Origin of the sequence: Rhizobacter sp., assembly GCA_021153565.1 — a bacterium.
Taxonomy (GTDB): Bacteria; Pseudomonadota; Gammaproteobacteria; order Burkholderiales; family Burkholderiaceae_C; genus Albitalea.
The window spans coordinates 1-24531 of record JAJKJU010000112.1; the positions used below are offsets into that span (position 1 = coordinate 1).

A 24531-nucleotide genomic window follows, 5' to 3' on the forward strand; every position below is an offset into this window, starting at 1 on the left:
ACTCGACTTAAACCCGGCTTGTACCCAGTAGCCCCACACCCTGCGAACGAAAAGTTCAAGCAGGGCGGGCACTTAGGTCTCGGTGGTCGTCAAAGTTCGGCCTAGAGCTTGAAGTCGCCCGCGAAGGCAGCCACCGTCGAATCAAGCTTCACGTACTTGCGCAGGGCTGCATTCACTTCGTCGAGCGTGAGCTTGGCGAGTTGCGCATCGACTTCGGCGCTGCGTTTGTAGGTGCGACCGAGATAGAGGTTCCGCGCCCAGCCCGCGGCGATGCTGCGGTCTTGCGCGCGCGAGAGGCGGCGGTAGTTCAGAAGCCCGCGCTGACCTTCGGAAAGCTCTTGTGCGGTGAAGCCGTCCTTCAACGCCCGAGCCACCTCTTCCTTGAAGGCCTTCTCGACCTTCGGTTGGTTCTGCGGCGCGAAGATCGCCGTCGCGATCCATTCGGAATGCGGCTCGACGCTGCCCCACTCGACCTGGCTGCGCACGTCATACGAGAGCCCTTCGCCTTCGCGGATGCGCTTCCACAGGCGCGAGTTGCCGCCGCTGCCCAGCAAGTAGTTGGCCATCATGAGTGCCGGATAGTCCGCATCGTTGTCGGTCAGCGGGATGCCCTGGCGGACCAACATGGTTGCGTTTTGATTGTCGGGAACGCCGAGTACCAGCCGTTCAGGCTTGATCGGAAGCAGAGGCTGCGGTACACGCGTGAAGGCCATGCCCGCATTCCAGTCGCCCAGGGCCTCCTCCAGGGCCTTGCGCACCAGTGTCACGTCCATATCGCCCACAGCTGCGAATTCGCCGCGCTTGGCTCCGTAAAAGCGCGAGTGAAAATCGCGCACCTTCTCGAGCGTCACGGCATTCACGTCGGCCACCATTTCGTCGAAGGTCCGTGCGTAGCGAACATCACCCCGCGGATACGGATTACCTACGCGCGACACTGCGTTCTCCGCCACGGCCTCTGGCTGCTTGCGCTGCTGCTCGATGCCCGAGAGTGCACCGCGTTTCGTTTCTTCCAGCGTATCGGTCGGGAAGGTGGGTGTGCGAAGCATCTCGCCCACGAGTGCAATCGCGGCCGGCAGCGTGTCGCGGCGCGATACCAAGATCACGTTCACCTGCCCCGCTTCAGAAGTCACGGCCATCTCGGTCTTCAACTGATCAAGCCGATCCTGGAACTGCTCGCGCGACATCGTGCGGGTTCCCTTGTTCAACAACGCCGCCACGAAGTCCGGTACCTCTCCCGTGCCGAATAGGGATTTCTCGTCGCCGAAGCGCAAGGTGAGGTATGCATGCACAGCGTTGCCGCGCGTGCCCTTGGGTAGCAGCGCTGCCTTCAGGCCTGCGACGGTGAACATCTGTGTGCGCTTGTCGATGTTCTCCGGCGTGGCTTCGAACGCTTCGGTTGATGCCGCCGCGACCTGAGGCTTGAATCTCTTCAACTGCTCGGCCACGTTCACCGCAACAGGGGTTGGCGCACGCTGCGGCTTGTCGGTAGGGACGTAGGTGCCCAACGTCCTGTTCGCAGGCAGCAGGTACTGCGTCGCCACGCGTTGAACGTCGGCAGTCTGCACCTCACGCACGCGATCGCGCAGCAGGAAGAAGAAGCGCCAGTCGCCGAGCGAGACGTAGTCGCTCAGCGCGTGACCCACAGCCTCCGGATTGGTGAACGATTGCTCCCACGAATTGAGCCATTTGGCCTTCGCGCGCTGGACTTCGGCGTCCGTCACTGGCTCGGCTGCTACCGACTCCAGCGTCGCGAGAAGCTCGGCACGAGCCTTGTCGAGGTCTTGCCCCGGTGCGAGCTGCGTGCCGAAGATCGCAAAACCCGGATCGGCCATCGCTTGGGCAAATGCAAACGTGCCGGCTGCCAGCTGCTTCTCCGTCAGGCGCTTGTGCAAGCGACCTGACGGCGTGTCCCCCATCACGTTGGCCAGCACCTCGACGGCCGCATAGTCGGGATCGGCCCCTGCCGGCACGTGATAGCCGGCGAAGAACACCGGCGTTCCACCCACGCGGCGAAGCGTCAGGCTGCGCTCACCGTCTTGCGTCGGGTCCAGTGTGTAGAACGTGGGCAACTTGCGTGTGGGCTTCTTGATCTTGCCAAAGGTCTGTGCAACGGTCGCAATCAACTTGGCAGGCACAAACTTGCCCGACACGATCAGGCTCGCGTTGTCGGGCTGGTAGTACGAGTGATAGAAAGCCTGCAGCCGCGGAATATCGACGTTCTCCACGTCTGCACGCGCACCGATCGGGCTCTTGCCGTAGTTGTGCCAGTCGAACATCACTGCCAGCGTCTTCTTGTACAACGTACCCTCGGGGTTGTTCTCGCCGCGCTCCATCTCATTGCGCACCACCGTCATCTCGGTATCGAGATCCTTGCGCGCGACATAGCTGTTCACCAGCGCATCGGCCAGCCAGCCTACGTACCAGTTGAGGTTCTCTTCGTTGGCCGAGAAGCTCGCCGTGTAGTTGGTGCGGTCAAACGCTGTCGAGCCGTTTGCCGCGAGGCCTCGCTTCTCGAACTCGGCCCAGACTTTGGGGTGCTTTGGCGTGCCCTTGAACATCATGTGTTCGAGCAGATGGGCCATGCCGGTCTCGCCATAGTTCTCGTGACGGGAGCCGACTCGCACCGTGAGATTCACTGTCGTCGTGGGCTTGGAGTCGTCGGGCACGAGCAGCACCTGCAAGCCATTGGGCAAAAGGTATTCATCGACGCCTTCAACCGAAGTGACTTTGGTCACATCGGTCGGCAGCGCCTGTGCCCACACAGGAGCAAGGGCCGATGAGCACATGAACAGCAACACACAAACAAGGCGATGGAGCATGGTGTGAGTGGGATACAGGATGAGCGGGCGAGTTTAGAGCGCGCTTGTATTGAAATCGTTCACACCCCTTCAGCCAAGAAAAAAGGGGAGCGAAAGCTCCCCTGATGCGTCAAAGGCTGAGAGTTTTTCGATCATGCCCGCTCATCACGCCAAAAGCCCCCTGCTCGTCGTTGCAAATTCTCGCCATAGCCAAGCTATGGCTGCGCTTTGCGCCTAGATCAAGCACCTTTTGACGTGCTGCTCGGACACGAGCGAAATACTCGCAGCCTCTCAGCGTAGAACAAACTATTTCTTGAGGTTCTTGGCAAAGGCCGCCATGCCCGACACGACCTCGGCCTTGGCGGCTTCCGGGCCTTCCCAGCCCTTGACCTTGACCCACTTGCCGGCTTCGAGGTCCTTGTAGTGTTCGAAGAAATGCTGGATAGCCTTCAGGCGCATCTGGTTAATGTCTTCGGGCTTCTGCCAGTGGGTGTAGATGGGTAGCACCTTGTCGATGGGCACTGCGAGCAGCTTCGCGTCTCCACCGGCTTCATCTTCCATCTGCAGGATGCCGATGGGACGGCACGTCACCACCACGCCCGGCGTCAATGGGAACGGCGTCACCACCAGCACGTCAACCGGGTCTCCGTCATCGGACAGGGTTTGCGGAATGTAGCCATAGTTGCACGGATAGTGCATGGCCGTCGTCATGAAGCGGTCCACGAACAAGGCGCCGGTCTCTTTGTCGACTTCGTACTTGATCGGGTCGGCGTTCATCGGGATCTCGATGATGACGTTGAATTGGTCGGGTGCCTTGGCGCCGGGGGTGACGTTGTGCAGGCTCATGATGTTCGATCTCGCTGGTTTTCGGGGAAACCCGAATTTTACCGATTGGTCCATGCAAGGACCCTGAGAGGCTGAGAGTATTTCGAGCATGCCCGCTCATCACGCCAAAAGGCCCCTGCTCGTCGTTGCAAATGCTCGCCATTGCACGAGCTATGGCTGCGCTTTGTCTAGATCAGGTGCCTCTTGACGTGCTGCTCGGACACGCTCGACATACTCTCAGCCTCTAACTGCCCTTTTGACGAGAGCCCCCACTGGAAAACCACCATGCCGGCGTCGTTGCCATGTCATGGGCCTTCCCTTAGAGTGCACCGGCTGATCCGAGCGCCTCGCTTCGCTCTCGCGCTGGCGCGCATTCCTCCAATCCATCCCGGACAGAAGAAGGAGATTCCGTTGATTTCAACTTCGGTAGCGCTCTACATTGCGCTGGCTTGCGGCTTGGCCGCGGTCGTCTACGGCTTCATTCAACGAAGCTGGATCCTGAGCCAGAACGCAGGCAATCCGCGCATGCAAGAAATCGCGAGTGCAATTCAACAAGGAGCGGCGGCGTACCTCGCACGACAGTACCGGACCATCGGCATGGTGGGCGTGGTGCTGGCCATCCTGATCGGCGTGTTCCTCGACACGACCACCGCGGTGGGCTTCGCAGTCGGCGCGGTGCTCTCGGGCTCCTGCGGCTTCATTGGCATGAACGTCTCGGTGCGCGCGAATGTGCGCACCGCGCAAGCCGCCACCCAAGGCATTGGGCCGGCGCTCGATGTGGCGTTCAAGGGCGGCGCAATCACCGGCATGCTGGTGGTGGGTCTGGGCCTGCTGGGCGTGACCATCTTCTATCTGTTCCTCACTGGCAACGGCAGCATCACGCCGGACAAGAACCTCGCGACGATTCTCAAGCCACTTCTCGGCCTGGCCTTCGGTTCGTCGCTCATCTCGATCTTCGCGCGATTGGGGGGCGGCATCTTTACCAAAGGTGCGGACGTCGGCGCTGACCTGGTGGGCAAGGTCGAAGCGGGCATTCCAGAAGACGATCCACGCAACCCGGCGGTGATCGCCGACAACGTGGGCGACAACGTCGGCGACTGCGCCGGCATGGCCGCCGACTTGTTCGAAACCTACGCCGTGACCCTGATCGCGACGATGGCACTCGGCGCCCTCACCGCGGCCTCGCTCACGCTCGACATGCAGTTGCGCATCCTCGCCTATCCGCTGCTGCTCGGAGGGTTCTCGATCATCGCGTCCATCGTTGGATGCAGCGCCGTCAAGGCATCGCCCGGCATGAAGAACGTCATGCCTGCGCTGTACCGCGGCCTCGCGGTGGCGGGAGTCATTTCAATGATCGGCTTCTACTTCATCACGAAGTTCTTCCTGCCCGATGACGTGCTCGGCGCCGGCACGCAGTTGCGTCTCTTCGCCGCTTGCGTGGTGGGCCTCGTGCTGACGGCCGCGATGGTGTGGATCACCGAGTACTACACCGGCACCGACTACAAGCCGGTGCAGCACGTGGCACAAGCGTCGACCACGGGGCACGGAACGAACATCATCGCCGGCCTGGGCGTGTCGATGCGTTCTACCGCATGGCCTGTGATCTTCGTATGCATCGCGATCCTCGTGTCGTACAAGCTCGCCGGCCTCTACGGCATTGCGATCGCGGCAACATCCATGCTCAGCATGGCCGGCATCGTGGTGGCACTCGACGCCTACGGGCCGATCACGGACAACGCCGGCGGCATCGCCGAGATGGCAGGCTTGCCAGACAGCGTGCGCGACATCACCGATCCCCTGGACGCTGTGGGCAACACCACCAAGGCGGTAACCAAGGGCTATGCGATCGGCTCTGCCGGCCTTGCAGCACTGGTGCTTTTCGCGGACTACACGCACGCGCTCGATGCGCGCGGCATGCACATCACCTTCGATCTGTCAGAGCCGATGGTGATCGTGGGCCTCTTCATCGGAGGCCTGATCCCCTACCTTTTCGGCGCGATGGCGATGGAAGCTGTGGGCCGTGCCGCGGGCTCTGTCGTTGAAGAGGTACGCCGCCAGTTCCGCGACATCAAGGGCATCATGGATGGCAGTGGCAAGCCAGAATATGGCAAGGCCGTGGACATGCTGACCTCGGCGGCCATCAAGGAGATGGTGATCCCGAGTTTGCTGCCGGTGGCCGCTCCCATCGTCGTCGGCCTGTTGCTCGGGCCAGCGGCGCTGGGCGGCTTGCTGATGGGCACCATCGTCACTGGCCTCTTCGTTGCGATCTCCATGTGCACCGGTGGCGGCGCATGGGACAACGCGAAGAAGTACATCGAAGACGGCCACCACGGCGGCAAGGGTTCGGAAGCGCACAAGGCGGCCGTGACGGGCGACACCGTGGGCGATCCGTACAAGGACACAGCGGGCCCAGCAGTGAACCCACTCATCAAGATCATCAACATCGTGGCGCTGTTGATCGTTCCCCTGCTTCCGGTCACCGCGGCGACGAGCCATGGCGCACCGGTGGCCATCTCCGCGCCGGCTGCGTCCACAGCCGCCACCTCTTCCACTCCCGCCGCCGCGGAGGCAGCGTCTGCAGCCGCCTCCGCCTCACAGTAAGGATTTGGATCGGGTTAGGGTTAGGGACGTCAATTGCTGAGCACACCCCGCACAGATCCCAGCGGGCGTGGTTCACGCACTGGGCTCCTCGCTTTGGCGGGCTCTTTCTTTGCTGCGTCCAGTACATGCCTCGCAGCATCGAACACCCGCCATGAGCGAACCGGGAAAACCTGCAAGCCCTGAGCAGGACTTGCAAGCCCTCGAATCGCTGAAAGAGGCAGCGTCGACATGCCGGGAATGCCCGATCGGTTTCATCGGAACGCAGACGGTGTGGGGCGATGGCCCGGTGCGTGCGGCACTGATGTTGGTAGGCGAGCAGCCCGGCGACCAGGAAGATCGCCAGGGCCGACCCTTCGTCGGACCTGCAGGCCAGCTGCTGCAGCGCGCGATGGACGAGCTGGGTTGGCCGCGCAACCTCGTCTACGTCACCAACGCGGTGAAGCATTTCAAGTTCGAGCTGCGCGGCAAGCGACGCATGCACAAGACGCCAGCGCAGCGCGAGGCCGATGCCTGCCTGCATTGGCTGGAAAGCGAGATCGCGCATGTGAAACCGCAGGCCATCATCGCGCTGGGTTCGACCGCCGCGCGGCAGGTGATGGGCCGCCCGGTCAAGGTGCTCGCTGAGCGCGGCACGTGGCTCACCCGCGACGACAGCATCAAGGTGCTGGTGACGCTGCACCCTTCGGCGTTGCTGCGCTCTCTGAACGATCGCGAATCGGTCTATGCCGCTTGGCTGGACGACTTGAGAAAAGCCAGCCCCATCATGCGAGCCGCTCGGAAAGCAGCTGGGTAACCGTGTGGATCAACAGCCCCACTGAACCACCCACCAGCGTGCCGTTGATGCGGATGAACTGCAAGTCGCGCCCGATGTTGCGCTCCAATTCCACCGTCATCTCCTGCGTGTTCCACTCGGCCACCCGGGCGATGATGTACTGGCGGATGTCTTCGCGGTAGCGCTCGATGAGGCGCGGCGCCTGCGCCAGAAGCTGCTCATTGATCCACGCCTGCATGGCCACGTCGCCCAGCAGCCGCAGACCCACCATGCGGACAGCCTCGGCCGTGCCCGCGCGCAGGCTGGAATCCTCACGTTCCAAGTCGGACCTCACCCAGGTGATGACCTCGCTCCACACGCCTTGCAGGTAGCGCCCCAGCGCCGGGCTTTGTAGCAGCTCGTGCTTGATCGCATCGAACCGTGTGCGCAGCTCGGGGTCTGTCCTCAGCCGTGCGGCGAAGGACGCGGTGAACTCGTCGAACTGCAGCCTCAGCGGATGCTGCGGCTTGTCCGCCATCTCGCCAACCAGACTGATGAGACCTGCCACCAGCTTGCTGGTGGCGTATCGACCGGCCACGTTGTCCAGCCCGACGAAGCGCAGGTACTTCACCTCGTTGGCGATGGCATCCGACACACGTGCCTTCACCTCGTCGTGGTCCAGCATGTTGGCGAGCTTGCGCAGCACCGCATCGAGCAGCGCTTGGTGCCGTCCGTCGGTGGTCAGCACTTCGATCAACTGCGCCGACAGCGTCGCCGCGTCCAGCCGCCCGACCTGCTCCAGCACGTTTGCCTTGAAGAATTCGCGCACCCGCACGTCGTCCAGCGCCGACAAGGCATACCGCACCAGCGCGCCCAGTGGCCAAGCCACCTGCTTCGCATGCATCTCGTCTGCGAGCCAGCGTGCGAGCTTGAATGCCGCGTTGAAGCCGCGCAGCTTGTCCAGCACCTGCGGCGTGCTCAGGAAGTTCGCGCAGATGAAGGTGGCCAAGTTCTCGCCGATGCGGTCCTTGTTGCTCGGGATGATCGCCGTGTGCGGAATCGGCACGCCGAGCGGATGACGAAAGAGCGCAACCACCGCGAACCAGTCGGCGATTGCGCCGACCATGGCCGCTTCACTGAAGGCCGCCACATAACCCCAGCCAGGGTGACGCGATTGCAGCATTGACGCGACGCCGTACAGCACGGCGGCCATGCCGAGCAAACCGAGGGCGATCGCCTTCATGCGAGCAAGATCATTGGTTCTCAAGCCGGTCCTTGATCTGCGGTATGTGCGCAGTATCTGGCAAGACAGACCGGTATTCGCAGCAATTCGGGGTCGGGATGAAATGGGGCTCCTTATCCGTTCCTCGCGATCCACTCGATGAATGCGTCAAGCGACGGTGTGGCCTGGGCTGCCTTGGGGTGATTCACGATCGCGGCCACCGCATACACCTTGCCGCTCTTCGCGCGCACGTAGCCAGCGAGAGCGCGCGTGTCCGACAAGGTGCCAGTCTTCAGGAACGCCTGCCCTGTCGCAGGCCCCTTGAGCATGCGGCGAGCAAGCGTGCCATCCACACCCGCGATCGCGAGCGATTCGAGAAAGATCTGCTTGGCGCCCCCCTGCCATGCGTTCGCAAGCAACTGCACCAAAGCTCGCGGTTTGCCGCGTTCCGCGTGCGATTGACCTGAGCCAAGATCGATCCTGATGTCGCCATCAACGAGTCCTTGAGTGAGAAGCCACGCATGCACGCGGTCCTGCGCATCGTGCAGCCTTGCCGCTTCGCCCGAGAGCCGGATTCGCCTCACCTGCGCCGTGCTGTCGGCGAGCGACAGCAACAGGCTGCGGGCCGCGAGGTTGTTGCTGTTCTTGTTCATCTCGCGCAGCACTTCGGCCAGCGGAATCGAGGTTTGGCTCGCCCACGGCGGTTGCGATCTCGCCCCGGCACCACGTGGCCAGCGGTCAGTCTCGATGACGCGGCCACCCAATCGTCCACCGGCGCTTTTCCACAAACCGGCAACGATCAGCGGCACGGCGGGAACTGCGCGCGCGGGCACCGCCATGACAGGCAGTCGAAGCGTCGGCATCTCCTGTGGCGCAGGAGCCAGCGTCACGGATGCCGGGGCGCGCACCGACGCGACAACGCGCTTGCCGCAGCTCGAATCCCATTGACCACGAACCACGAGTTGCGGCGCGCCCGCCCCTGACTCATCCGACGATTCCCACACAGCCCAGGCCACGCAGCCTTCACCCATGACGACGTCGTTGACCACGGTGATGCCGGCAGGCCGCGGGCTCAAGGTCAGAATCGCCCGCGTCCCAGTCGAAGGAGCGACGGCCACAACCAGCGAGCCCGGCGCGCCTCGGTTGCCATAGGCCGTAGCCGGGGGCGGAGCAAGCGCAACGGCCACGGCTTGCGACTGCGGGACTGCATTGGCCTCAAGCAACTCGCGCCAGTTGTTGGACTCGCGAAGAAGAGCCACGCGTTCGAGCACGATGAAACCCGTTACCTCCGTCAGGCCCTCGCGGCGCATCTGCTTGAACCATCGACTCAACTCTCCGGGCGTGAGCCCCGCGCTGCCACCCACGATGACCAAGTCGCCCGCAAGGCGACCTCCCTCCAACGGCCCGGTGGCAAACGCTCGGGTTCGCCACCGGTAATCGGGGCCGAGAAGATCAAGCGCCGCCAGCGAGGTGACCAGCTTGGTGGTCGATGCCATGACGAAAGGCTGTTCGGCATTGAGCGCGGCCAATGTGGAGGACGCATCGCTGTCCACGAGCTTGGCATACAAGCCAAAGTTCTTGAGTGCAAGGCCCGACAGAGAAAAGCTCTTCGCGATCTCAGGCGGAATCCCCGGCGACTTTGATTCACCAGCGCGTGCCGACCCCCACGACAACACGGCGCCTATAAGAAGACACAACAACGATGACCATTGATGAAACGACATTGTCGATTCAATGGCAAGGGCCGTGCCCTGTGTGACGCGATACGGTCGGACGTATCAAGCCTTTGGTGCTGTGCTCGACCACTCCAAATGGGCGACGCGTCTCGGCGGCCGGGGCTGCGCGCTGTTGGGTTCAATGCTGCCCACGACGCATCCTCTCTTCGAGGTGCTGTGCGAACTCAAGGCATTGGGGGTGTCTCTTGTAGCGGGGCTCATCGCATTTGCGGTTGATGCAGATGGCCTCACTGATGAAATTGCGGCCGGAGCAAGTCTCACGCGGGCCCCATTGCGCCAACTTTGCCGACTTGGGTCGCTGTGGCTGCTTCTTGACGGCAACGCGTTTGTCATGCAACTTGACGTTGGAACCGTTGGCAGTAGCTGCCCTGGGTGCAACCACATTGGCCATCATGGTGGCCGGCTTAGCCTCCCTTGCGCCGAGGGCTGCCGTAGATGCTGACGTCACCGCCGCGGTCAGCGCCAAGGGTGCAACATGCTGCGCCACTGAATCGGCCATCTCGTCGAGCGGCGGCACAGGCCGCGAATCCTCGGCGCGTTCTTCGATGATCACTTCGGATGACTTCACATGGCGGCCAAGCTCATGCCATGTGGCTGCGCTGGAATCGGAGAGCTGGCTCTTGAGCAGGCCGAACGCGGCACCCGACACGAACAACACCGCGAGTCCCGCCGCGATCAGCGTGGCACGCGGAGGATCCCCCACGCCTTGCCTCAGGCGAGCAAATCTTTCTTGCACAGCCGACGACATCGGCCAAGATGGCTTCTCTGCGGCGCCTGGCTGTGCCTCAGCCACTGGAGGAGTGGATGCAAGCTGGTTCGTCGTGTCCCACGCGACCGATTGGGGCTTGTCAAAACTCGCCGGGTCGCCATGCCTCGCGAACGCTACCGTGGTTTGCTGAGGCGGTCCGGCATCCCGCGCAGCCTGGCCAGGCATGAAGCGGTCGGTCGACAGACCGACCGATGGAGCTTCGTCGCCGCGCCGCGCCATCACCGGCACGACGATTCGACCGTCCAGCGCATTGCGAAACTGCTGCACGCTCTGGGGCCGATCTTGCGGCCGAACAGCGAGCGCCCATTGCACGGCAGCCAGGAAGCTTGCGGAGACACCTGCAGGCGGATCCTGCAGCAGATGCGGCATCTCGTCATGAATCAAGCGGACTGCCGATGGCGGAGGCGGCATGGCGTTGAGCATGTACACCACCACGGCCCCGAGTGCGTAGAGATCGGTCCAGGGCCCCTGCCTCAATTGCGAGGCTTCGGCGTATTGCTCAATGGGCGCGTAACTCGGCTTCAACACGGCGGTGAAGGCCTGCATGTGGTCGCCAATGACGCGCCGCGCAGCGCCGAAGTCGAGCAGCACAGGCTCGCGCGCATTCGGCAGCAGGATGTTGTCCGGCGCGATGTCGCGGTGAAAGATGCCCTCGGCATGCAACATCGACAGCGCATCGAGCAAGGGATCGAGCACCCCACGCAGCCAGGCTTCGGTGGGCGACTCTTTCATCGAATATCGAACATCGCGCAGCGTCGGTCCGTGCACGAAGGGCATCGCCATGTAGGCCGTTCCGTTGGCTTCCCAGAACCGGTGGACCTTGACGATGCCGGGGTGGTTGAAGCGCGCGAGGATCTTCGCTTCGTTGACGAAGGATTGCAGACCGGCTTTGTACTTGGCTTCGAATGACTGCGAGCGCAGTTTCACCCGCTGCTGTCCCGGCACGCGACAGGCAAGGTGTGCCGGCAGGAATTCCTTGACGGCCACTTCGCGATCGAGGCTACTGTCGAGCGCCAGATAGACCGTGCCGAAACCGCCGCTGCCGATGACTCGAATGATGTCGAAGTCACCAACTCGCGTCCCGGGCACGAGCGACTCTCGATTCAGCACCTCCGGGTGGACCCCAGGGGAGTGGCCGGCTGACGGATCTGTCGAACTCATGGCGCAAAGGTCATTTCAACGACGCGTAAAACCTGCAGCACAACCAATGGCCGATTCGGAAAGGAACGACCATCGGTTTCGGTTCGCGGTCGGCTCGGGGCCCAGGGCAGTCACTGCCGAAGCAGGCAAAAAGCCTCGGAGGCTGAGAGTATTTCGATCATGCCCGCTCATCACGTCAAAAGCCCCCTGCTCGTCGTTGCAAATGCTCGCCATAGCCAGGCTATGGCTGCGCTTTGCGCCTAGATCAGGCGCCTTTTGACGTGCTGCTCGGACACGTTCGAAATACTCTCAGCCTCTTGGGTCGACGCACGACGCCACGCTTGCATTGCAAGGCGCGTTCCACCACTCATCGATAGCTCAAGGGCGCCTGCCAGGAGCGTCGGAATGCCGCAGGCCGAGCGAAGACGTCGAGTTGTCGAGCCTTGCTGGTCAAGCTCGAGCGACGCGGCGTGATCCTCCGCTTGCGGGAGAGCGGCGATCTGCTGCTGGCGTAGTGCGCCTTGAGTCAAGCGAATCGCTTGGCCGCGCAGCCCCCCCCCTCACCCCAACCCTCTCCCCCGAGTACGGTGGAGAGGGAGCGCGATCACCCCCTCTCCCGCTTGCGGGAGAGGGCTGGGGTGAGGGTTCGCCGCAGCCACGCACTACTTCGGCAGCAAGGTTTTCATGTACCCCGGCGCTTCGGCGCGCATGAACATCTCGAACGCCGTCGCGGCCGGGCTCAGCGACTTGCTCGCCCGGTGCAGCACATACCAGTTGCGCATCACCGGCAGGCCGCGCAGGTCGGCATGTGGCCCAGCGCGAGTTCACCGACGCGATTCTCGAGCGCATTGGGCAGACGGGAGACGAAGGACCTGACGCGTGGTGCTTTGTCCAGACTGGTGTGCGAGTGGCTGAATTGGAAGGCGGCAGCTCAGTCGCTGTCGGGCACGGTGTCTAGCTCCGCGAGCCACAGCGTGGCCGCTGCATCGCTGGGTGCGCGCCAGTCGCCGCGAGGCGACAGCGATCCGCCGGATCCAACCTTGGGCGAATTCGGCACGCAGGTGCGCTTGAACTGGCTGATCGTGAAGAAGCGGTGCAGGAAGATGCGTAAGTTCTTCTTGATCTCCGCGATGCCATAAGCATTGCGCAATACGCCAGGACCTTCGGGCCAGCCGCCGACTTCTGCATCGTGCCAGGCATGGTGCGCGAGGAACGCCACCTTCGAAGGCGCGAAGCCATAGCGCAACACATGAAAGAGATTGAAGTCTTGAAGCTCGTAGGGGCCAATCGTCGCTTCGGTGCTTTGCGATGGCTCCTTGTCCGTGGATCCCGGAACCAGTTCGGGACTGATCTCGGTGTCGAGAATGTCTTGCAGCACACCGCTGCCCTGCTCGCCCACCTGCTTCGTATCAGCCACCCACCGGACCAAATGCTTGATCAGCGTCTTGGGGACGCTCGCGTTCACGTTGTAGTGCGACATGTGGTCGCCGACGCCGTAGGTACACCAGCCGAGCGCGAGTTCGCTCAGATCGCCGGTGCCGACGACGATGCCATGGTGAAAATTCGCCAACCTGAAGAGATGGCTCGTGCGCTCGCCTGCCTGCACGTTCTCGAAAGTCACGTCATAGACCGGCTTGCCATCCGCGAAAGGATGACCGAGGTCCTTCAGCATTTGTTCACAGCTGGGGCGGATGTCGATTTGCTGCGCGCTGCAAGCCACCGCCTCCATCAACCTGATTGCTTGCGCCAGCGTGCGGCCGCTGGTCGCAAAGCCTGGCATGGTGTAGCCGAGGATGTTCGTGCGCGGCAAACCGAGCAGGTCCATCGCCTTGGCGCACACCAGCAGCGCATGTGTCGAGTCGAGCCCACCCGACACGCCGATCACGAGCTTCTTGATGCCCGCCGCCGAAAGACGTTGCACCAGCGCCTGCACCTGGATGTTGTAGACCTCGTTGCACCGTTCGTCCTTGCGCTTGGAATCGGTCGGCACATAGGGGAAGCGCTGCACTTCGCGCTTGAGCGGCAGTCGCTCTTCGCATTGCAATCCGAGCTCGAACCTCACGTGGCGAAAACGCTCGATGTGGTGGGCATGTTGGCTCACCGAATGGCCAAAGCTCGTTTGCCGCATGCGCTCGTGTGCGAGCCGCTCGAGGTCGACGTCTGCGGTGATCATGTGCGACCGGTAGCTGAAGCGCTCCGACTCGGCGAGAAGATCGCCGTTCTCATAGATCAGCGCCTGCCCATCCCACGCCAGATCGGTGGTCGACTCGCCGATGCCTGCGGATGAGTACAGGTAGGCCGACAGGCACCGTGCCGATTGGATGTTCACCAATCGGTGGCGATAGTCCACCTTGCCCACCGTGATGTTTGATGCGGACAGGTTCACAAGCACTGTGGCGCCTGCCAGCGCTGCATACGACGAAGGCGGAATCGGCACCCACACGTCTTCGCAGATCTCGACGTGGAACTTGAGCAGTGGAAGGTCCTGCGCCTCAAAGACGATCTCACTTCCGAAGGGCACGGGCTGCCTCAGCAATTCGATCTCGGTCACCGTCGTGGCCGCCGCCGGGTTGAACTGCCGTGCCTCATAGAACTCGGCGTAGTTCGGAAGATAGGTCTTGGGCACCACGCCAAGGATCTGTCCGCGTTGCACGACTGCAGCACAGTTGAAAAGCCGCTGATCGACCCGCAAAGGCAGGCCCACGACCGTCGCGACAGGCAAGTCGACAGAGGCTTGCACCACCTGCGCGAGTGCCGCCTCGCATGCATCGAGCAAAGCCTGCTGATGGAAGAGGTCGTCGCAGGTATAACCCGAGAGGCCGAGTTCGGGAAACACCACGAGCGCAGCGCCCGCCTGCGAAGCCTCGGCCATCATGCTCACCGTCTGCGCGGCGTTGTAGGCCGGATCTGCGACGCGGTTAGCAGGCACGGCCACCGCCACCCGGGCGAAGCCATGGCTGTAGAGGTTGAAGAAGCTGGATCGGTCAATCATGGCCTGCATTGTGTCGTGTAGGCGAAAAGCTTTGGTAGAGACGCACACGCCCGACCGGGGCCTCGGGCTTGCAGGCAAAATCCCCAGCCTCCATGAGTACGACAAACGACCCCACCGACTTCCCGCTGCGTCGCAGCATCCGCAGCTTCGTCGTGCGCGCAGGGCGCATGGGCACGGGGCAGATCCGTGCCATTGAAGAACTCGGGCCACGTTTCGTGGTGCCGTATTCGCCGCGAAGGCTTGATGTCGAAGCCTTGTTCGGCCACAAGGCACCCATCGTTCTGGAGATTGGGTTCGGCATGGGCCAGGCGACCGCAGCGATCGCGAAAGCCATGCCGGGAACGAACTATCTCGGCGTAGAAGTGCATGTTCCGGGTGTGGGCGCTTTGCTCAAACTCATCGGCGAGAACCAGCTCGGCAACATCCGCATCGTGCAGCACGATGCCGTCGAGGTGCTCGAACACATGATCGCGCCGGCCTCGCTGTCGGGCGTGCACGTGTTCTTTCCGGACCCGTGGCACAAGAAAAAGCACAACAAGCGGCGCTTGATCCAGCCTGAATTCGTCGCCCGCCTGGTGACACGGATTGCGCCGGGCGGCTACCTGCATTGCGCGACCGACTGGCAGCCGTATGCGCAGCAGATGCTCGAGGTGTTGTCAGGCGAGCCTGCTCTGGAAAACACGGCGGATGGATACGCGCCGAAACCGGACTACCGGCCGCTCACGAAGTTCGAGAACCGCGGCTTGCAGTTGGGGCACGGGGTTTGGGATTTGGTGTTTCTCAGAAGGCCATAGCAACCCGCTGAACTTGCGGCAGAGCCCATCGAAATGACCAATCATGCTCATCACACAAAGGTCATGAGTTGAACATTACTTGCGAGGGCCCGGCACGAAGAATGAGACATACGACACGCTTCGCGTTAACACGATTCGCCGAGACCTAGCCAAGTTTTCTGCGAGTCGCTCCCGCGTGTGGCGTCCGTATCTTTGATCCTTTAATCGATGTGACCGGATCAAATACCGGCACGCACCGGCTTCGCCTGCGTCTTTCGCTCATCACGTAATGGAAATGAGCCTTGACTCGGGCGAGCTTTTGCAGGCCCCTTCCACAATGCAACTCAGTGAGAATTAAGTATGAAACATGCTCTTCGTCGGGTTTCCTATTTTGTAGCGGCAATGGCGGCTGCAGCGGGAGTTTCGAATGCGTCTGTGGGGGGGGATAACGCGCCCGGGGACAACTGGTCTCCGGCGCAGTACGCCGCCCCCCATGTCACTCTCCACAATCATACAAATGGATGCGTACGAACGTATATAAACGGAAGAAACTATGACACTTATCCTTGGAAGGATAATAGATTAGCCGTCGGCCGATCTGTTTACAAGGTTGATATATTCTGGACGTCTACGTGTGGCGGTAGGGCCGTAAAGACCATGTGGTTCGGCACGAATGCAGGCGACTGGCACGTATGGCGCTGAAGGACGCTGAAGGAAGAACCGCCAGGGCGATTGCATCGTCTTTTCCAATTCAGGTTTGATCCTGAACGAAGTTATCGACGAGTGCGGTGAAGGGGTCGAAGGCCCGCTGCAGAGGCCCCTCCCTTTTCGCCGACAAAGCGCCACAACTCGGCAACGGAACAGCCGAGTTTCGGCCTGCTACCGAAAACTACTCGGCCCAGACGACCAGGCCACTCCACCATGTCGCGAGCACGATCAAGCCGAACACGATGCGATACCAGGCAAACGGCACGAAGTCGTGCGTTGCCACGTAGCGCAGCAGCCAGCGAACGCACAGCCACGCGCTCACGAAAGAGAACACCAGCCCGACCAGAAACACCGGGATGTCCGCCGTCGAAAGAAGCGCGCGCTCTTTCCACAGGCTCCACACCCCCGCCCCGATCAGAATCGGGATCGCAAGAAAGAAGCTGAAATCCGTCGCCGCCTTGCGGCTCAAGCCGAAGAGCATGCCGCCAATGATGGTCGCGCCCGATCGGCTCGTGCCCGGAACCAGCGCAAGGCATTGCGCCAAGCCCACCTTGATGGCGTCGACCGGCGTCATGTCGTCCACTGTTTGCACACGGACAGAAGGCTTTGCACGGCGCTCGGCCCACAGGATCACGAAGGCGCCGAGGATGAAGGTCGTCGCCACGACCTGCGGTGTAAAGAGATGTGCCTTGATCGCTTTGTTGAACAGCACGCCAAGCACTGCCGCCGGCAAGAAGCCCACCGTCACGTTGAGCGCGAAACGCCGCGCACGCACATCTGACCCGAGCCCGGCGACAGTGTCGCGAACGCGCTGCCAGTAGACGAGGACGACCGCGAAGATCGCGCCCGACTGGATCGCGATGTCGAACACCTTGGCCGCTTCGCCGGTGAACTTGAGCAACGAGCCCGCAAGAATCAGGTGGCCCGTCGACGAGATCGGCAGGAACTCTGTCAGGCCTTCGACGATGCCCATGACCGCAGCCTTGACCAGCAAAATGACGTCCAAATGAAGCTCCCCGTCGTCAAAGCGCGGGATGATAGCGGGTCAACCCTTAGCCGAACCTGAACAGGCCACTGGTGTCGCGTCAAGCCACAAGTGTCGGCTGCTCGCTTGCACTAGCCGTTGGCGACCAAACCGAAACCGCTCGTCGTCACCGCTTCGTCACATCGCGCAACTTCTCACGACTGCGCGTGCTTCCCGGTCAAGAAGCTCCTCGCGCAACCGATTCACCATTGCCCGCGCCTCGCATGGCCCCATGCTGCGTCGCCGCGGAAGGTTGCAGTTCCCCTTTTCGACAGAGCTTGTATTGGAGGTCCCTTCATGGATCGTCTCACCGAAGGCGCCGCAGTCGCGGCAGTTCTCGTGTCCCTCACCCTGAGTCTTGCAGCATGCGGAGGCGGTTCCGGCGCGTCGGGAACAGTGCCAGTCGCATCCCCGCCACCTGCCCCGTCGGCACAAAGTGTTGACGGCGTGACGACACCGGCCAGTGTCTCGGTGGTCACCGCGAAGAACGCCAACTGACCCACAGACGCAGGAGACAGCCCATGAGCTCATTGAATCTTTGCCGCAGCACCCTCGCCGTCGCGATTGCCGCCGCGCTGCCCGCTTTGTCTTTGGCCGCGCCTGGCTCGACTTCGCCCTACCGAACCGATGCGCAGCACACGCACGTGGAGGACGCGACCTCGCAGGGCATCTCGCAGGTGAACATGATCACCTGCTTCACAACCGGCATGCGTCCAGACGCCCTGGTGAACAAGGACAGCTACATCGCCCTCGTCGACAAGAAGAAGTGCGACCCGAACTCGCGCTCCGACAGCAGCAACTCAAGCTCGGACAGTGCCGGCTCGTCCGCACCGTCCTATCTCAGCGCCATCGTTAATTCGACTCGCGCGTCGAACACCGACCCGATGCGGGTGAAGACGTGGATCGACATGAGCGAAAAGGACATGCCGGTCACGATCTTCCTGAACACGTCGGCCAGCGAAGCGCCTTCGGAAACCAATCCGTACGGCACCTTTCGCATCGACTACTGCGGCAAGGGCAGCACTGGCCCCTGCATGATGAACGGCTTCCTCGACGGCAGCAGCAGCGGCATCAGCTATTACGAGACCGAGATGGGCGGCGGCGGTGGCGGTGGCGGTGGTGGTGGCGGGGGTGGTGGTGGCGTCAACACCACGGCCTTGCGCATGACCACCAGCGGAAGCGACAGCGGCTCGGGCGCGCTGCAAATGAGCCAGATGGGGCAAAGCGTCGCCTACTCCTTCGCCTACAACGCGAGCCTCTTCCGTCGCTCGGACGGCACGTCTGACGAATGCTTCAGCCGGCTGGCAGATGACCCGGACACGGGCATGTCGGTGTGGCGTTACGGCCTGTACGACGCGTCGAGCGGCGACCGTGTCACGCTGCAGTCGGGCTTCTCCATCGACTTCACCGCGCCCGACGGCATCACGTACCACGGCCAGGTGGGCTACTACGGCCTGTGGCTGCCCGCCGAGGCGGCGGGGCAAATCACCAATGGCGCCACGGTGCAACGCGTCCAGTATGTGCAGGATCAACCTCCGACCAAGACCCCGTACACGCTCGTCAAGGCCGATGGCCGCCTGATGAAGTACACAAAGAAGACACGCACGCTGTCGTCGGCCGACCAGATCAAGTTCAACGCGTTCGTCTTCGACACCACCGGCTTCTTCGAGGGCGCCGTCGGCAACAAACAGTACGAGATGTACTGGGACGAATCGGCAAAGGCCTTCAAGGTGACGGGCACCATGGAGTGTGGCGACAGGGGCTGCAGCACCCGTGACCTCGACAGCGTGAAGACGGTGCAGGCTTCGTACTTCGCTGTGCAGGGCGGCGTGCGCGGCTGGTCGCAGTCGCTGGGCGGCGAGCTGTTCATTCCGCTCGCTGGCGTGAGCGGCACGCCCGACTCGGCGAGCGTGAACGTGATCTACCGCGTGCAGGACCTGGTGTACCCGGCGCAGATGCCGGCATCGCTGTATTGCCTGCGCGAATGCCCGACCGCAGCAACCATGGCCAGCTATTTCGCACAAGGTTCCGAGTCCGCATCACCGTTTGTGAGCACGACATTCAACAACTGGATGCCGACCGCCGCCGGCGGCGTGGTGACCTACACGACGGATGCTGCCAATGCCATGCTGCTTGACGGCGCCAACGCTGCCGTCACCTTCACCAATTCCGATGCACTGAGGGCCCGCCCGCAGTACCAGAATGGGGTGCGCACCGGTCGCCTCTTCGCAACGCTCAGCGATGCGCAGTGCCCGAACGATGCCTCGCACTACTGCGATCGAAAGGTCGACGAACTCGATGTCTATTACCAATGGGAAACAGGCCCCAATCAGTGGAATCAGTTCGCCGCGGTGAAGGATTCCGCAGGTGACATCGTCGCCTTCGACGCGCCGCTGCAAGTCACCTACGGCGTGCCGAGCGATGCGAAGTACGGTCAGTACGCGGGCAAGTCCATCGTGCTGCAGTACGGCGGGTTCGGTGACCTGTGGGGCATCCCCGGCCATTGCGTGTCGCGGCTGACGAACGAGCATGTGAGCTGCGAGACGAATGAGTCGCGCTACGTGCCGGCCTTCGTCATTCCCTTCGACGAGGTGATGGGCCGCATGAACAACGGCTCGAGCGCCTACCTCGCCAAGTGGCTGGACCGCGAGATCCGCTTTGCCCGAAAGGACGCGGCGGTGTGCAGCGCGGCCGGTGTGAACCTGCCCTCGGCCGCTCAACTGCCCGATGCAAGCGGCCTGAAGAACCCATCTGACCCGGAATCCCCCATCTACATCGGCGACAAGCCGGTGGTGACCGACACGCCGCGCGTCATTGACGGCGACGTGAAGTACTGAGACTGACAACGAGGAAGGGAGCCGTCCATGCGGCACCGTGCTGGCTCATGGAAGCTTGCCTGCACGGCCGAATGCCCGGCCGGGATGGTCACGCCATCCCGGTCGGGCACTCGTGTTTTTTGGGCGATCGTCGGTGGCATCGTGGCGCTGCACGCGGCCTTTATCGCGATGCAATGGCAAGAAGCGGTGAATCCCGAAGCGAACAGCACGCGGATGTCGATGCGCCTCGTTTCGTCAACAGCACGTAGCCGGGACGCAAGCCAAGATCAGCCTGCCGTGCAGACCCGAATTCATCACCCGGGTCCAGACCGCGACCGTGCCGCGCCAACCAAACATTCCACCCGAACCCAGCCCGTCGCCCAAGTCCGACGCTTCGATGCCGTCACCGAATTCCGCACCGCCGAGCCACAGGGAATCGCCTTCGGCCTTCCCCGCATCGGCATCCCCGGCGGTTCGACGGCGGCGCGGTGGTCTGCCCCGACATCCGCGCCCCCGCCGCAACCCATGAGCCCTCCCCCCACCATGCTCATGCAAATACAAGCCGCCCGTGCGCAAATCTCCGAAGCCTTGAATCGTGAACTCAGCGCATGGCAGGCACCCGCCGATGGTGGCGCATGCGCCATTTCAGCCCAGCCGGAATCGCGTCTGGATTGCGACAACGACGCGCTGACGCTCGCGATCTCTCCGCGAGAAAGCGCATTGGCCGGGTTGCTGCACGCCTATCGCAGCGTCGAGCCGAAAGTCCTGCGTTTGTCGATCGCCGTCGTGCAGGGCCGCTATCAAGCCTCTTGGAACTGAGAGGCATCCCTTCAAGGTCTTCGCTCCCTCTCCCTCCGGGTCCCTCTGGGAGGCTCTGGGAGGGGTTGGGGTGAGGGGTCTCTCAAAAAATCACACCCATCTCCGTCAAGGCAGCCCCACGGCCTCCACCATCGCCCGCACCTGCTCGATCCCTCCGCGCCACCCCTTTGGCGATGAATAAGGCGGGGGTGACGCATGACAAGTTCATGTTTGCTCAGAGGCCCAGGCCCCTCACCCCAGCCCTCTCCCCGAAGGGGCGAGGGAGCAATACAGGCCAGCTCGCTGCGGCCCGCTTCGAAGTAACGCATTTCGGCTTCCTCTCCCCCGGCGACGCATTTCGGCTCCCTCTCCCCCGGCGGGGGAGAGGGTTGGGGTGAGGGATCTCCCAAAAATCACACCCCGGATCTCCGTCAAGGCAGCCCCACGCCTTCCCCATCGCCCGCACCTGCTCAACCCCTCCACACCACCCGTTTGGCGATGAAGAAGGCGGGGTTGACGCGTGACAAGTTCATGTTTGCTCAGAGGCCCAGGCCCCTCACCCCAGCCCTCTCCCCGAAGGGGCGAGGGAGCAATACACGCCAGATCGCTGTGGCCGCTTCTAAGTAAAGCATTTCGGCTCCCTCTCCCCCAGCGGGGGGAGAGGGTTGGGGTGAGGGGTCTCCAAAAAATCACACCCCGGATCTCCGTCAAGGCAGCCCCACGCCCTCCCCATCGCCCGCACCTGCTCGATCCCTCCGCCCCCCCCCTTTGGCGATGAAGAAGGCGGGGTTGACGCATGACAAGTTCATGTTTGCTCGGAGGCCCAGGCCCCTCACCCCAGCCCTCTCCCCGAAGGGGCGAGGGATCAATACACGCCAGCTCGCTGCGGCCCGCTTCGAAGTAAAGCATTTCGGCTCCCTCTCCCCCGGCGGGGGGAGAGGGTTTGGGGAGAGGGGTCTCCCAAAAATCACACCCCGGATCTCCGTCAAGGCAGCCCCACGCCCTCCCCATCGCCCGCACCTGCTCGATCCCTCCGCCCCCCCCTTTGGCGATGAAGAAGGCGGGGTTGACGCATGACAAGTTCATGTTTGCTCGGAGGCTCAAGCCCCTCACCCCAGCCCTCTCCCCGAAGGGGCGAGGGAGCAATACACGCCAGATCGCTGTGGCCCGCTTCGAAGTTAATGCATTTCGGCTTCCTCTCCCCCGGCGACTCTGGCAGAGGGCTGGGGTGAGGGCCGTGGGCGGTGAATAAAGCCATGGGTTGGCCATCACCGCAGCCCCTCACCCAACCTCTCCCCAGCGGGGAGAGGAGCCAATACAAGACCTTGAAAGGGGTGGGGCTGAGCTACCGGCTGATCGGCGCCAAGGTCACCTCAACTCCGCGCGACGTCACGGTCACCGCGCTCGGCTTGTAGCCGTACCCCTCGGCATTCTTCAAGTCGCTGGGCTTGAATCGATACAGCACCGCTTCGTTCAACAGTTGCTCTGCGATCAGCGAGCCCAGCCGATTCAGCCCTGACTTCTCTGGCGATGGCAAGTTGTCGATTTGCAGCGTGTTGACGCGAACCTGCGTCATGCGGATGGCGTGAGCAGCCTCGTCGTAACGCAGTGCGTAGTCGACGGCGATGCGCCCGGAGTAGGTCTTGCCGCTGATGCGTTCGATTGTCGACACCTCAAGATCGGTCGCCAGGCGATTGCTCTCGGGCAGCAATCGAACGCTGGGGTGGTTGATGCGAACGTCCAGGACATCGAGCAGGCGCTTCTGGAAGGGCGCTTGCGATTCAAGCATGCGGGCCATGTCGGCGTCGCTGAATGTCATGGTCTTGGTGCCGCCCATCGTGGCGCAGGCCGACAAGAAAGCGGCCGAAACCGCGAGCAGAAAGAGCGTTCTGATGCGTCGTGCGATGTTCATTTGTTCTAACCCCTCGGAGCAACGGCCGAAAGGATAGACGAGGCCGTTCGAAACAGCCGGTAACGGTTGTAGTTGGCAGCCTGCATGCCATTGATCTACTGCCTGCCCTGACTCTCCCCCTCGCCCGCTACATTACTGACCGATCAGTCAGTATCTTGAGGATGGATATCAAGACCACTCCCGCCACCCGTCAAGCGCGCCCGCAGGAACTGCTGGGTGCCGCACGTTGCGGAACTGTCGGTAAAAAGACCTGTCCGCTGACGACTTGCGCAAGTGCATCCAGAAAAAATAGCCCGAGAAAGGTCGCATGAAACGCTGGCTACCCTGGACCATAGGCATGGTCTGCGTGCTGCTCGTCGGTGGCCTGGCGGTGCGATCCATGAAGGCGCGGCAGCTCGAGAACGCAGCGGCTGCAGCATCGGCCAAGGCGCCCTTGCAGCTCGAACTGTCGTCGACCGACGTCGTCATCGTGCATCCAACTGAACTCACGCGCACGCTTGCCGTCTCAGGCGGCCTGAAGGCCGTGAACAGTGCCGTGGTCAAGGCCAAGGTCGCGGCCGAAGTGAAGTCGTTGCTGGTGCGAGAAGGCGACACGGTCAAGGCAGGCCAAGTCATCGGACAGCTCGACACGACCGAGTTCGATTGGCGCCTGCGGCAGGCCGAACAGACCGCCGACTCGTCAAAGGCTCAGCTCGACATCGCCAAACGTGCGCTCGACAACAACCGTGCATTGGTGGCCCAGGGCTTCATCTCGGCCACGGGTCTGGAGACATCGGTGTCGAACCAGGCGGCTGCCAAGGCCAACTACGAAGCAGCGGCTGCGGCTGTCGCGCTCGCCAAAAAATCGCGGGCTGATGCGCTGCTGACTGCCCCTATCTCAGGCATCGTGTCGCAGCGCCTCGTTCAGCCGGGTGAGCGCGCGGCCATCGACATGAAGATCGTCGAGGTGGTGGATCTGTCGCGCATCGAACTCGAAGCTGCCGTGGCGCCCGAGGATGTGGCGGACTTGAACGTAGGGCAGCGCGCCCGCCTCGTCGTCGATGGCCTGAGGGAGCCAGCGTTGGCGACGGTGGCGCGCATCAACCCAAGCACTCAGCCGGGGACGCGGGCCGTCATGGTCTACCTTGCGCTGCAGAGCCACCCGGCATTGCGTCAGGGCCTCTTCGCCAAAGGACAGATCGATCTCCAACGCAGCAAGGCACTGGTCGTGCCAGCCACCTCGGTGCGCGTCGACCAAGCCAGGCCCTATGTGCTCGTCGTCGCCAACAACCGCGTGACCCAGCGCAACGTGACGCTCGGGACACGCGGCGACGCGATCATCGACGGACGCACCGAGAACGCAGTGGAGATCGTCGATGGCCTTGCCGATAACACCGCGGTGCTGCGCGGCTCCGCCGGCAACGTGCGCGACGGAACTTCAGTGAAGATGATCGGGCCGGCCCCGGCACCGTTGCCTGCATCACGCGCCTCGGCCGTCTGAGAACTTTCTCAGCCTCTGACATGTCCCCTCGCTCCTGCCTGCCGACGCAGCTCGGCACCGTCTGAGAGGCTGAGAGTATTTCGACCATGCCCGCTCATCACGCCAAAAGACCCCTGCTCGTCGTTACAAATGCTCGCCATAGCCCGGGCTATGGCTGCGCTTTGCGCCTAGATCAGGCGCCTTTTG

The 24531-nt window shown here is 62.7% G+C and carries 15 protein-coding genes; 7 read left to right on the top strand and 8 right to left on the bottom strand.

Going from position 1 to position 24531, the window contains the following annotated elements; genetic code table 11:
• Positions 1–101 precede the first annotated feature (101 nt).
• Both AC30NL_RS06960 and ppa read right to left on the bottom strand, forming a co-directional pair.
• Positions 102–2819 carry a M16 family metallopeptidase gene (locus tag AC30NL_RS06960; RefSeq protein ID WP_489463282.1) on the bottom strand — a complete coding sequence of 906 codons (2718 nt, stop codon included), beginning with the start codon at positions 2817–2819 and terminating at the stop codon, positions 102–104.
• A gap of 285 nt (positions 2820–3104) precedes the next feature.
• Entirely contained in the window at positions 3105–3644 is a 540-nt protein-coding gene (gene ppa / locus AC30NL_RS06965; protein WP_489463283.1) for an inorganic diphosphatase, read from the bottom strand.
• A 393-nt stretch (positions 3645–4037) separates the two neighbouring features.
• Between ppa and AC30NL_RS06970 the strand changes: the two genes are divergently transcribed.
• Together AC30NL_RS06970 and AC30NL_RS06975 are read left to right on the top strand one after the other, a co-directional pair.
• On the top strand, positions 4038–6224 hold the full coding sequence (locus tag AC30NL_RS06970) for a sodium-translocating pyrophosphatase (RefSeq protein WP_489463296.1): 2187 nt from the start codon (positions 4038–4040) through the stop codon (positions 6222–6224).
• Between the two features lie 151 nt (positions 6225–6375).
• Positions 6376–7017: a UdgX family uracil-DNA binding protein gene (locus AC30NL_RS06975; RefSeq protein ID WP_489463284.1), complete on the top strand. Its 642-nt coding sequence runs from the start codon at positions 6376–6378 to the stop codon at positions 7015–7017.
• Here AC30NL_RS06975 and AC30NL_RS06980 read toward each other — a convergent pair.
• The 4 genes from AC30NL_RS06980 to AC30NL_RS06995 all read right to left on the bottom strand — a co-directional run bounded on the left by AC30NL_RS06980 (position 6986) and on the right by AC30NL_RS06995 (position 14834).
• On the bottom strand, positions 6986–8218 hold the full coding sequence (locus AC30NL_RS06980) for a DUF445 domain-containing protein (RefSeq protein WP_489463285.1): 1233 nt from the start codon (positions 8216–8218) through the stop codon (positions 6986–6988). The two genes, AC30NL_RS06975 and AC30NL_RS06980, sit on opposite strands and share 32 nt — an antisense overlap.
• A gap of 113 nt (positions 8219–8331) precedes the next feature.
• Positions 8332–9921 (bottom strand): D-alanyl-D-alanine carboxypeptidase/D-alanyl-D-alanine-endopeptidase, encoded by a 1590-nt coding sequence (locus AC30NL_RS06985; RefSeq protein ID WP_489463286.1) that lies wholly within the window; start codon positions 9919–9921, stop codon positions 8332–8334.
• Positions 9922–10051: 130 nt separating this feature from the next.
• Positions 10052–11863, bottom strand: a complete 1812-nt coding sequence (locus tag AC30NL_RS06990) for a serine/threonine protein kinase (RefSeq protein ID WP_489463287.1) — start codon at positions 11861–11863, stop codon at positions 10052–10054.
• Between the two features lie 910 nt (positions 11864–12773).
• The gene (locus tag AC30NL_RS06995) at positions 12774–14834 is read right to left on the bottom strand and encodes an NAD(+) synthase (protein ID WP_489463288.1); all 2061 of its coding nucleotides are present in this window, start codon (positions 14832–14834) and stop codon (positions 12774–12776) included.
• A 92-nt stretch (positions 14835–14926) separates the two neighbouring features.
• Here AC30NL_RS06995 and trmB point away from each other — a divergent pair, with 92 nt between their 5' ends.
• The gene (trmB, locus tag AC30NL_RS07000; RefSeq protein WP_489463289.1) at positions 14927–15628 is read left to right on the top strand and encodes a tRNA (guanosine(46)-N7)-methyltransferase TrmB; all 702 of its coding nucleotides are present in this window, start codon (positions 14927–14929) and stop codon (positions 15626–15628) included.
• Positions 15629–16496: 868 nt separating this feature from the next.
• On the opposite strand, the gene AC30NL_RS07005 is transcribed toward trmB, so the two are convergent.
• Positions 16497–17321 carry an undecaprenyl-diphosphate phosphatase gene (locus tag AC30NL_RS07005; protein ID WP_489463290.1) on the bottom strand — a complete coding sequence of 275 codons (825 nt, stop codon included), beginning with the start codon at positions 17319–17321 and terminating at the stop codon, positions 16497–16499.
• A 315-nt stretch (positions 17322–17636) separates the two neighbouring features.
• Here AC30NL_RS07005 and AC30NL_RS07010 point away from each other — a divergent pair, with 315 nt between their 5' ends.
• The 3 genes from AC30NL_RS07010 to AC30NL_RS07020 are packed head-to-tail and all read left to right on the top strand — an operon-like array spanning position 17637 to position 20974.
• Entirely contained in the window at positions 17637–17837 is a 201-nt protein-coding gene (locus AC30NL_RS07010) for a hypothetical protein (protein ID WP_489463291.1), read from the top strand.
• A 23-nt stretch (positions 17838–17860) separates the two neighbouring features.
• The gene (locus AC30NL_RS07015; RefSeq protein ID WP_489463292.1) at positions 17861–20176 is read left to right on the top strand and encodes a hypothetical protein; all 2316 of its coding nucleotides are present in this window, start codon (positions 17861–17863) and stop codon (positions 20174–20176) included.
• Between the two features lie 27 nt (positions 20177–20203).
• Entirely contained in the window at positions 20204–20974 is a 771-nt protein-coding gene (locus tag AC30NL_RS07020; RefSeq protein ID WP_489463293.1) for a hypothetical protein, read from the top strand.
• Between the two features lie 1324 nt (positions 20975–22298).
• On the opposite strand, the gene AC30NL_RS07025 is transcribed toward AC30NL_RS07020, so the two are convergent.
• Entirely contained in the window at positions 22299–22865 is a 567-nt protein-coding gene (locus AC30NL_RS07025; protein WP_489463294.1) for a YceB family lipoprotein, read from the bottom strand.
• 307 nt (positions 22866–23172) lie between these two features.
• Between AC30NL_RS07025 and AC30NL_RS07030 the strand changes: the two genes are divergently transcribed.
• Positions 23173–24345: an efflux RND transporter periplasmic adaptor subunit gene (locus AC30NL_RS07030; RefSeq protein ID WP_489463295.1), complete on the top strand. Its 1173-nt coding sequence runs from the start codon at positions 23173–23175 to the stop codon at positions 24343–24345.
• Positions 24346–24531 lie beyond the last annotated feature (186 nt).

Excerpts from the sequence above, each read along its gene's own strand:
- AC30NL_RS06960 (WP_489463282.1), bottom strand. The coding sequence starts at position 2,819 with ATGCTCCATCGCCTTGTTTGTGTGTTGCTGTTCATGTGCTCATCGGCC.
- ppa (WP_489463283.1), bottom strand. The coding sequence starts at position 3,644 with ATGAGCCTGCACAACGTCACCCCCGGCGCCAAGGCACCCGACCAATTC.
- AC30NL_RS06975 (WP_489463284.1), top strand. The coding sequence starts at position 6,376 with ATGAGCGAACCGGGAAAACCTGCAAGCCCTGAGCAGGACTTGCAAGCC.
- AC30NL_RS06980 (WP_489463285.1), bottom strand. The coding sequence starts at position 8,218 with ATGAAGGCGATCGCCCTCGGTTTGCTCGGCATGGCCGCCGTGCTGTAC.
- AC30NL_RS06985 (WP_489463286.1), bottom strand. The coding sequence starts at position 9,921 with ATGTCGTTTCATCAATGGTCATCGTTGTTGTGTCTTCTTATAGGCGCC.
- AC30NL_RS06990 (WP_489463287.1), bottom strand. The coding sequence starts at position 11,863 with ATGAGTTCGACAGATCCGTCAGCCGGCCACTCCCCTGGGGTCCACCCG.
- AC30NL_RS06995 (WP_489463288.1), bottom strand. The coding sequence starts at position 14,834 with ATGATTGACCGATCCAGCTTCTTCAACCTCTACAGCCATGGCTTCGCC.
- trmB (WP_489463289.1), top strand. The coding sequence starts at position 14,927 with ATGAGTACGACAAACGACCCCACCGACTTCCCGCTGCGTCGCAGCATC.
- AC30NL_RS07010 (WP_489463291.1), top strand. The coding sequence starts at position 17,637 with ATGGATCGTCTCACCGAAGGCGCCGCAGTCGCGGCAGTTCTCGTGTCC.
- AC30NL_RS07015 (WP_489463292.1), top strand. The coding sequence starts at position 17,861 with ATGAGCTCATTGAATCTTTGCCGCAGCACCCTCGCCGTCGCGATTGCC.
- AC30NL_RS07020 (WP_489463293.1), top strand. The coding sequence starts at position 20,204 with ATGCGGCACCGTGCTGGCTCATGGAAGCTTGCCTGCACGGCCGAATGC.
- AC30NL_RS07025 (WP_489463294.1), bottom strand. The coding sequence starts at position 22,865 with ATGAACATCGCACGACGCATCAGAACGCTCTTTCTGCTCGCGGTTTCG.
- AC30NL_RS07030 (WP_489463295.1), top strand. The coding sequence starts at position 23,173 with ATGAAACGCTGGCTACCCTGGACCATAGGCATGGTCTGCGTGCTGCTC.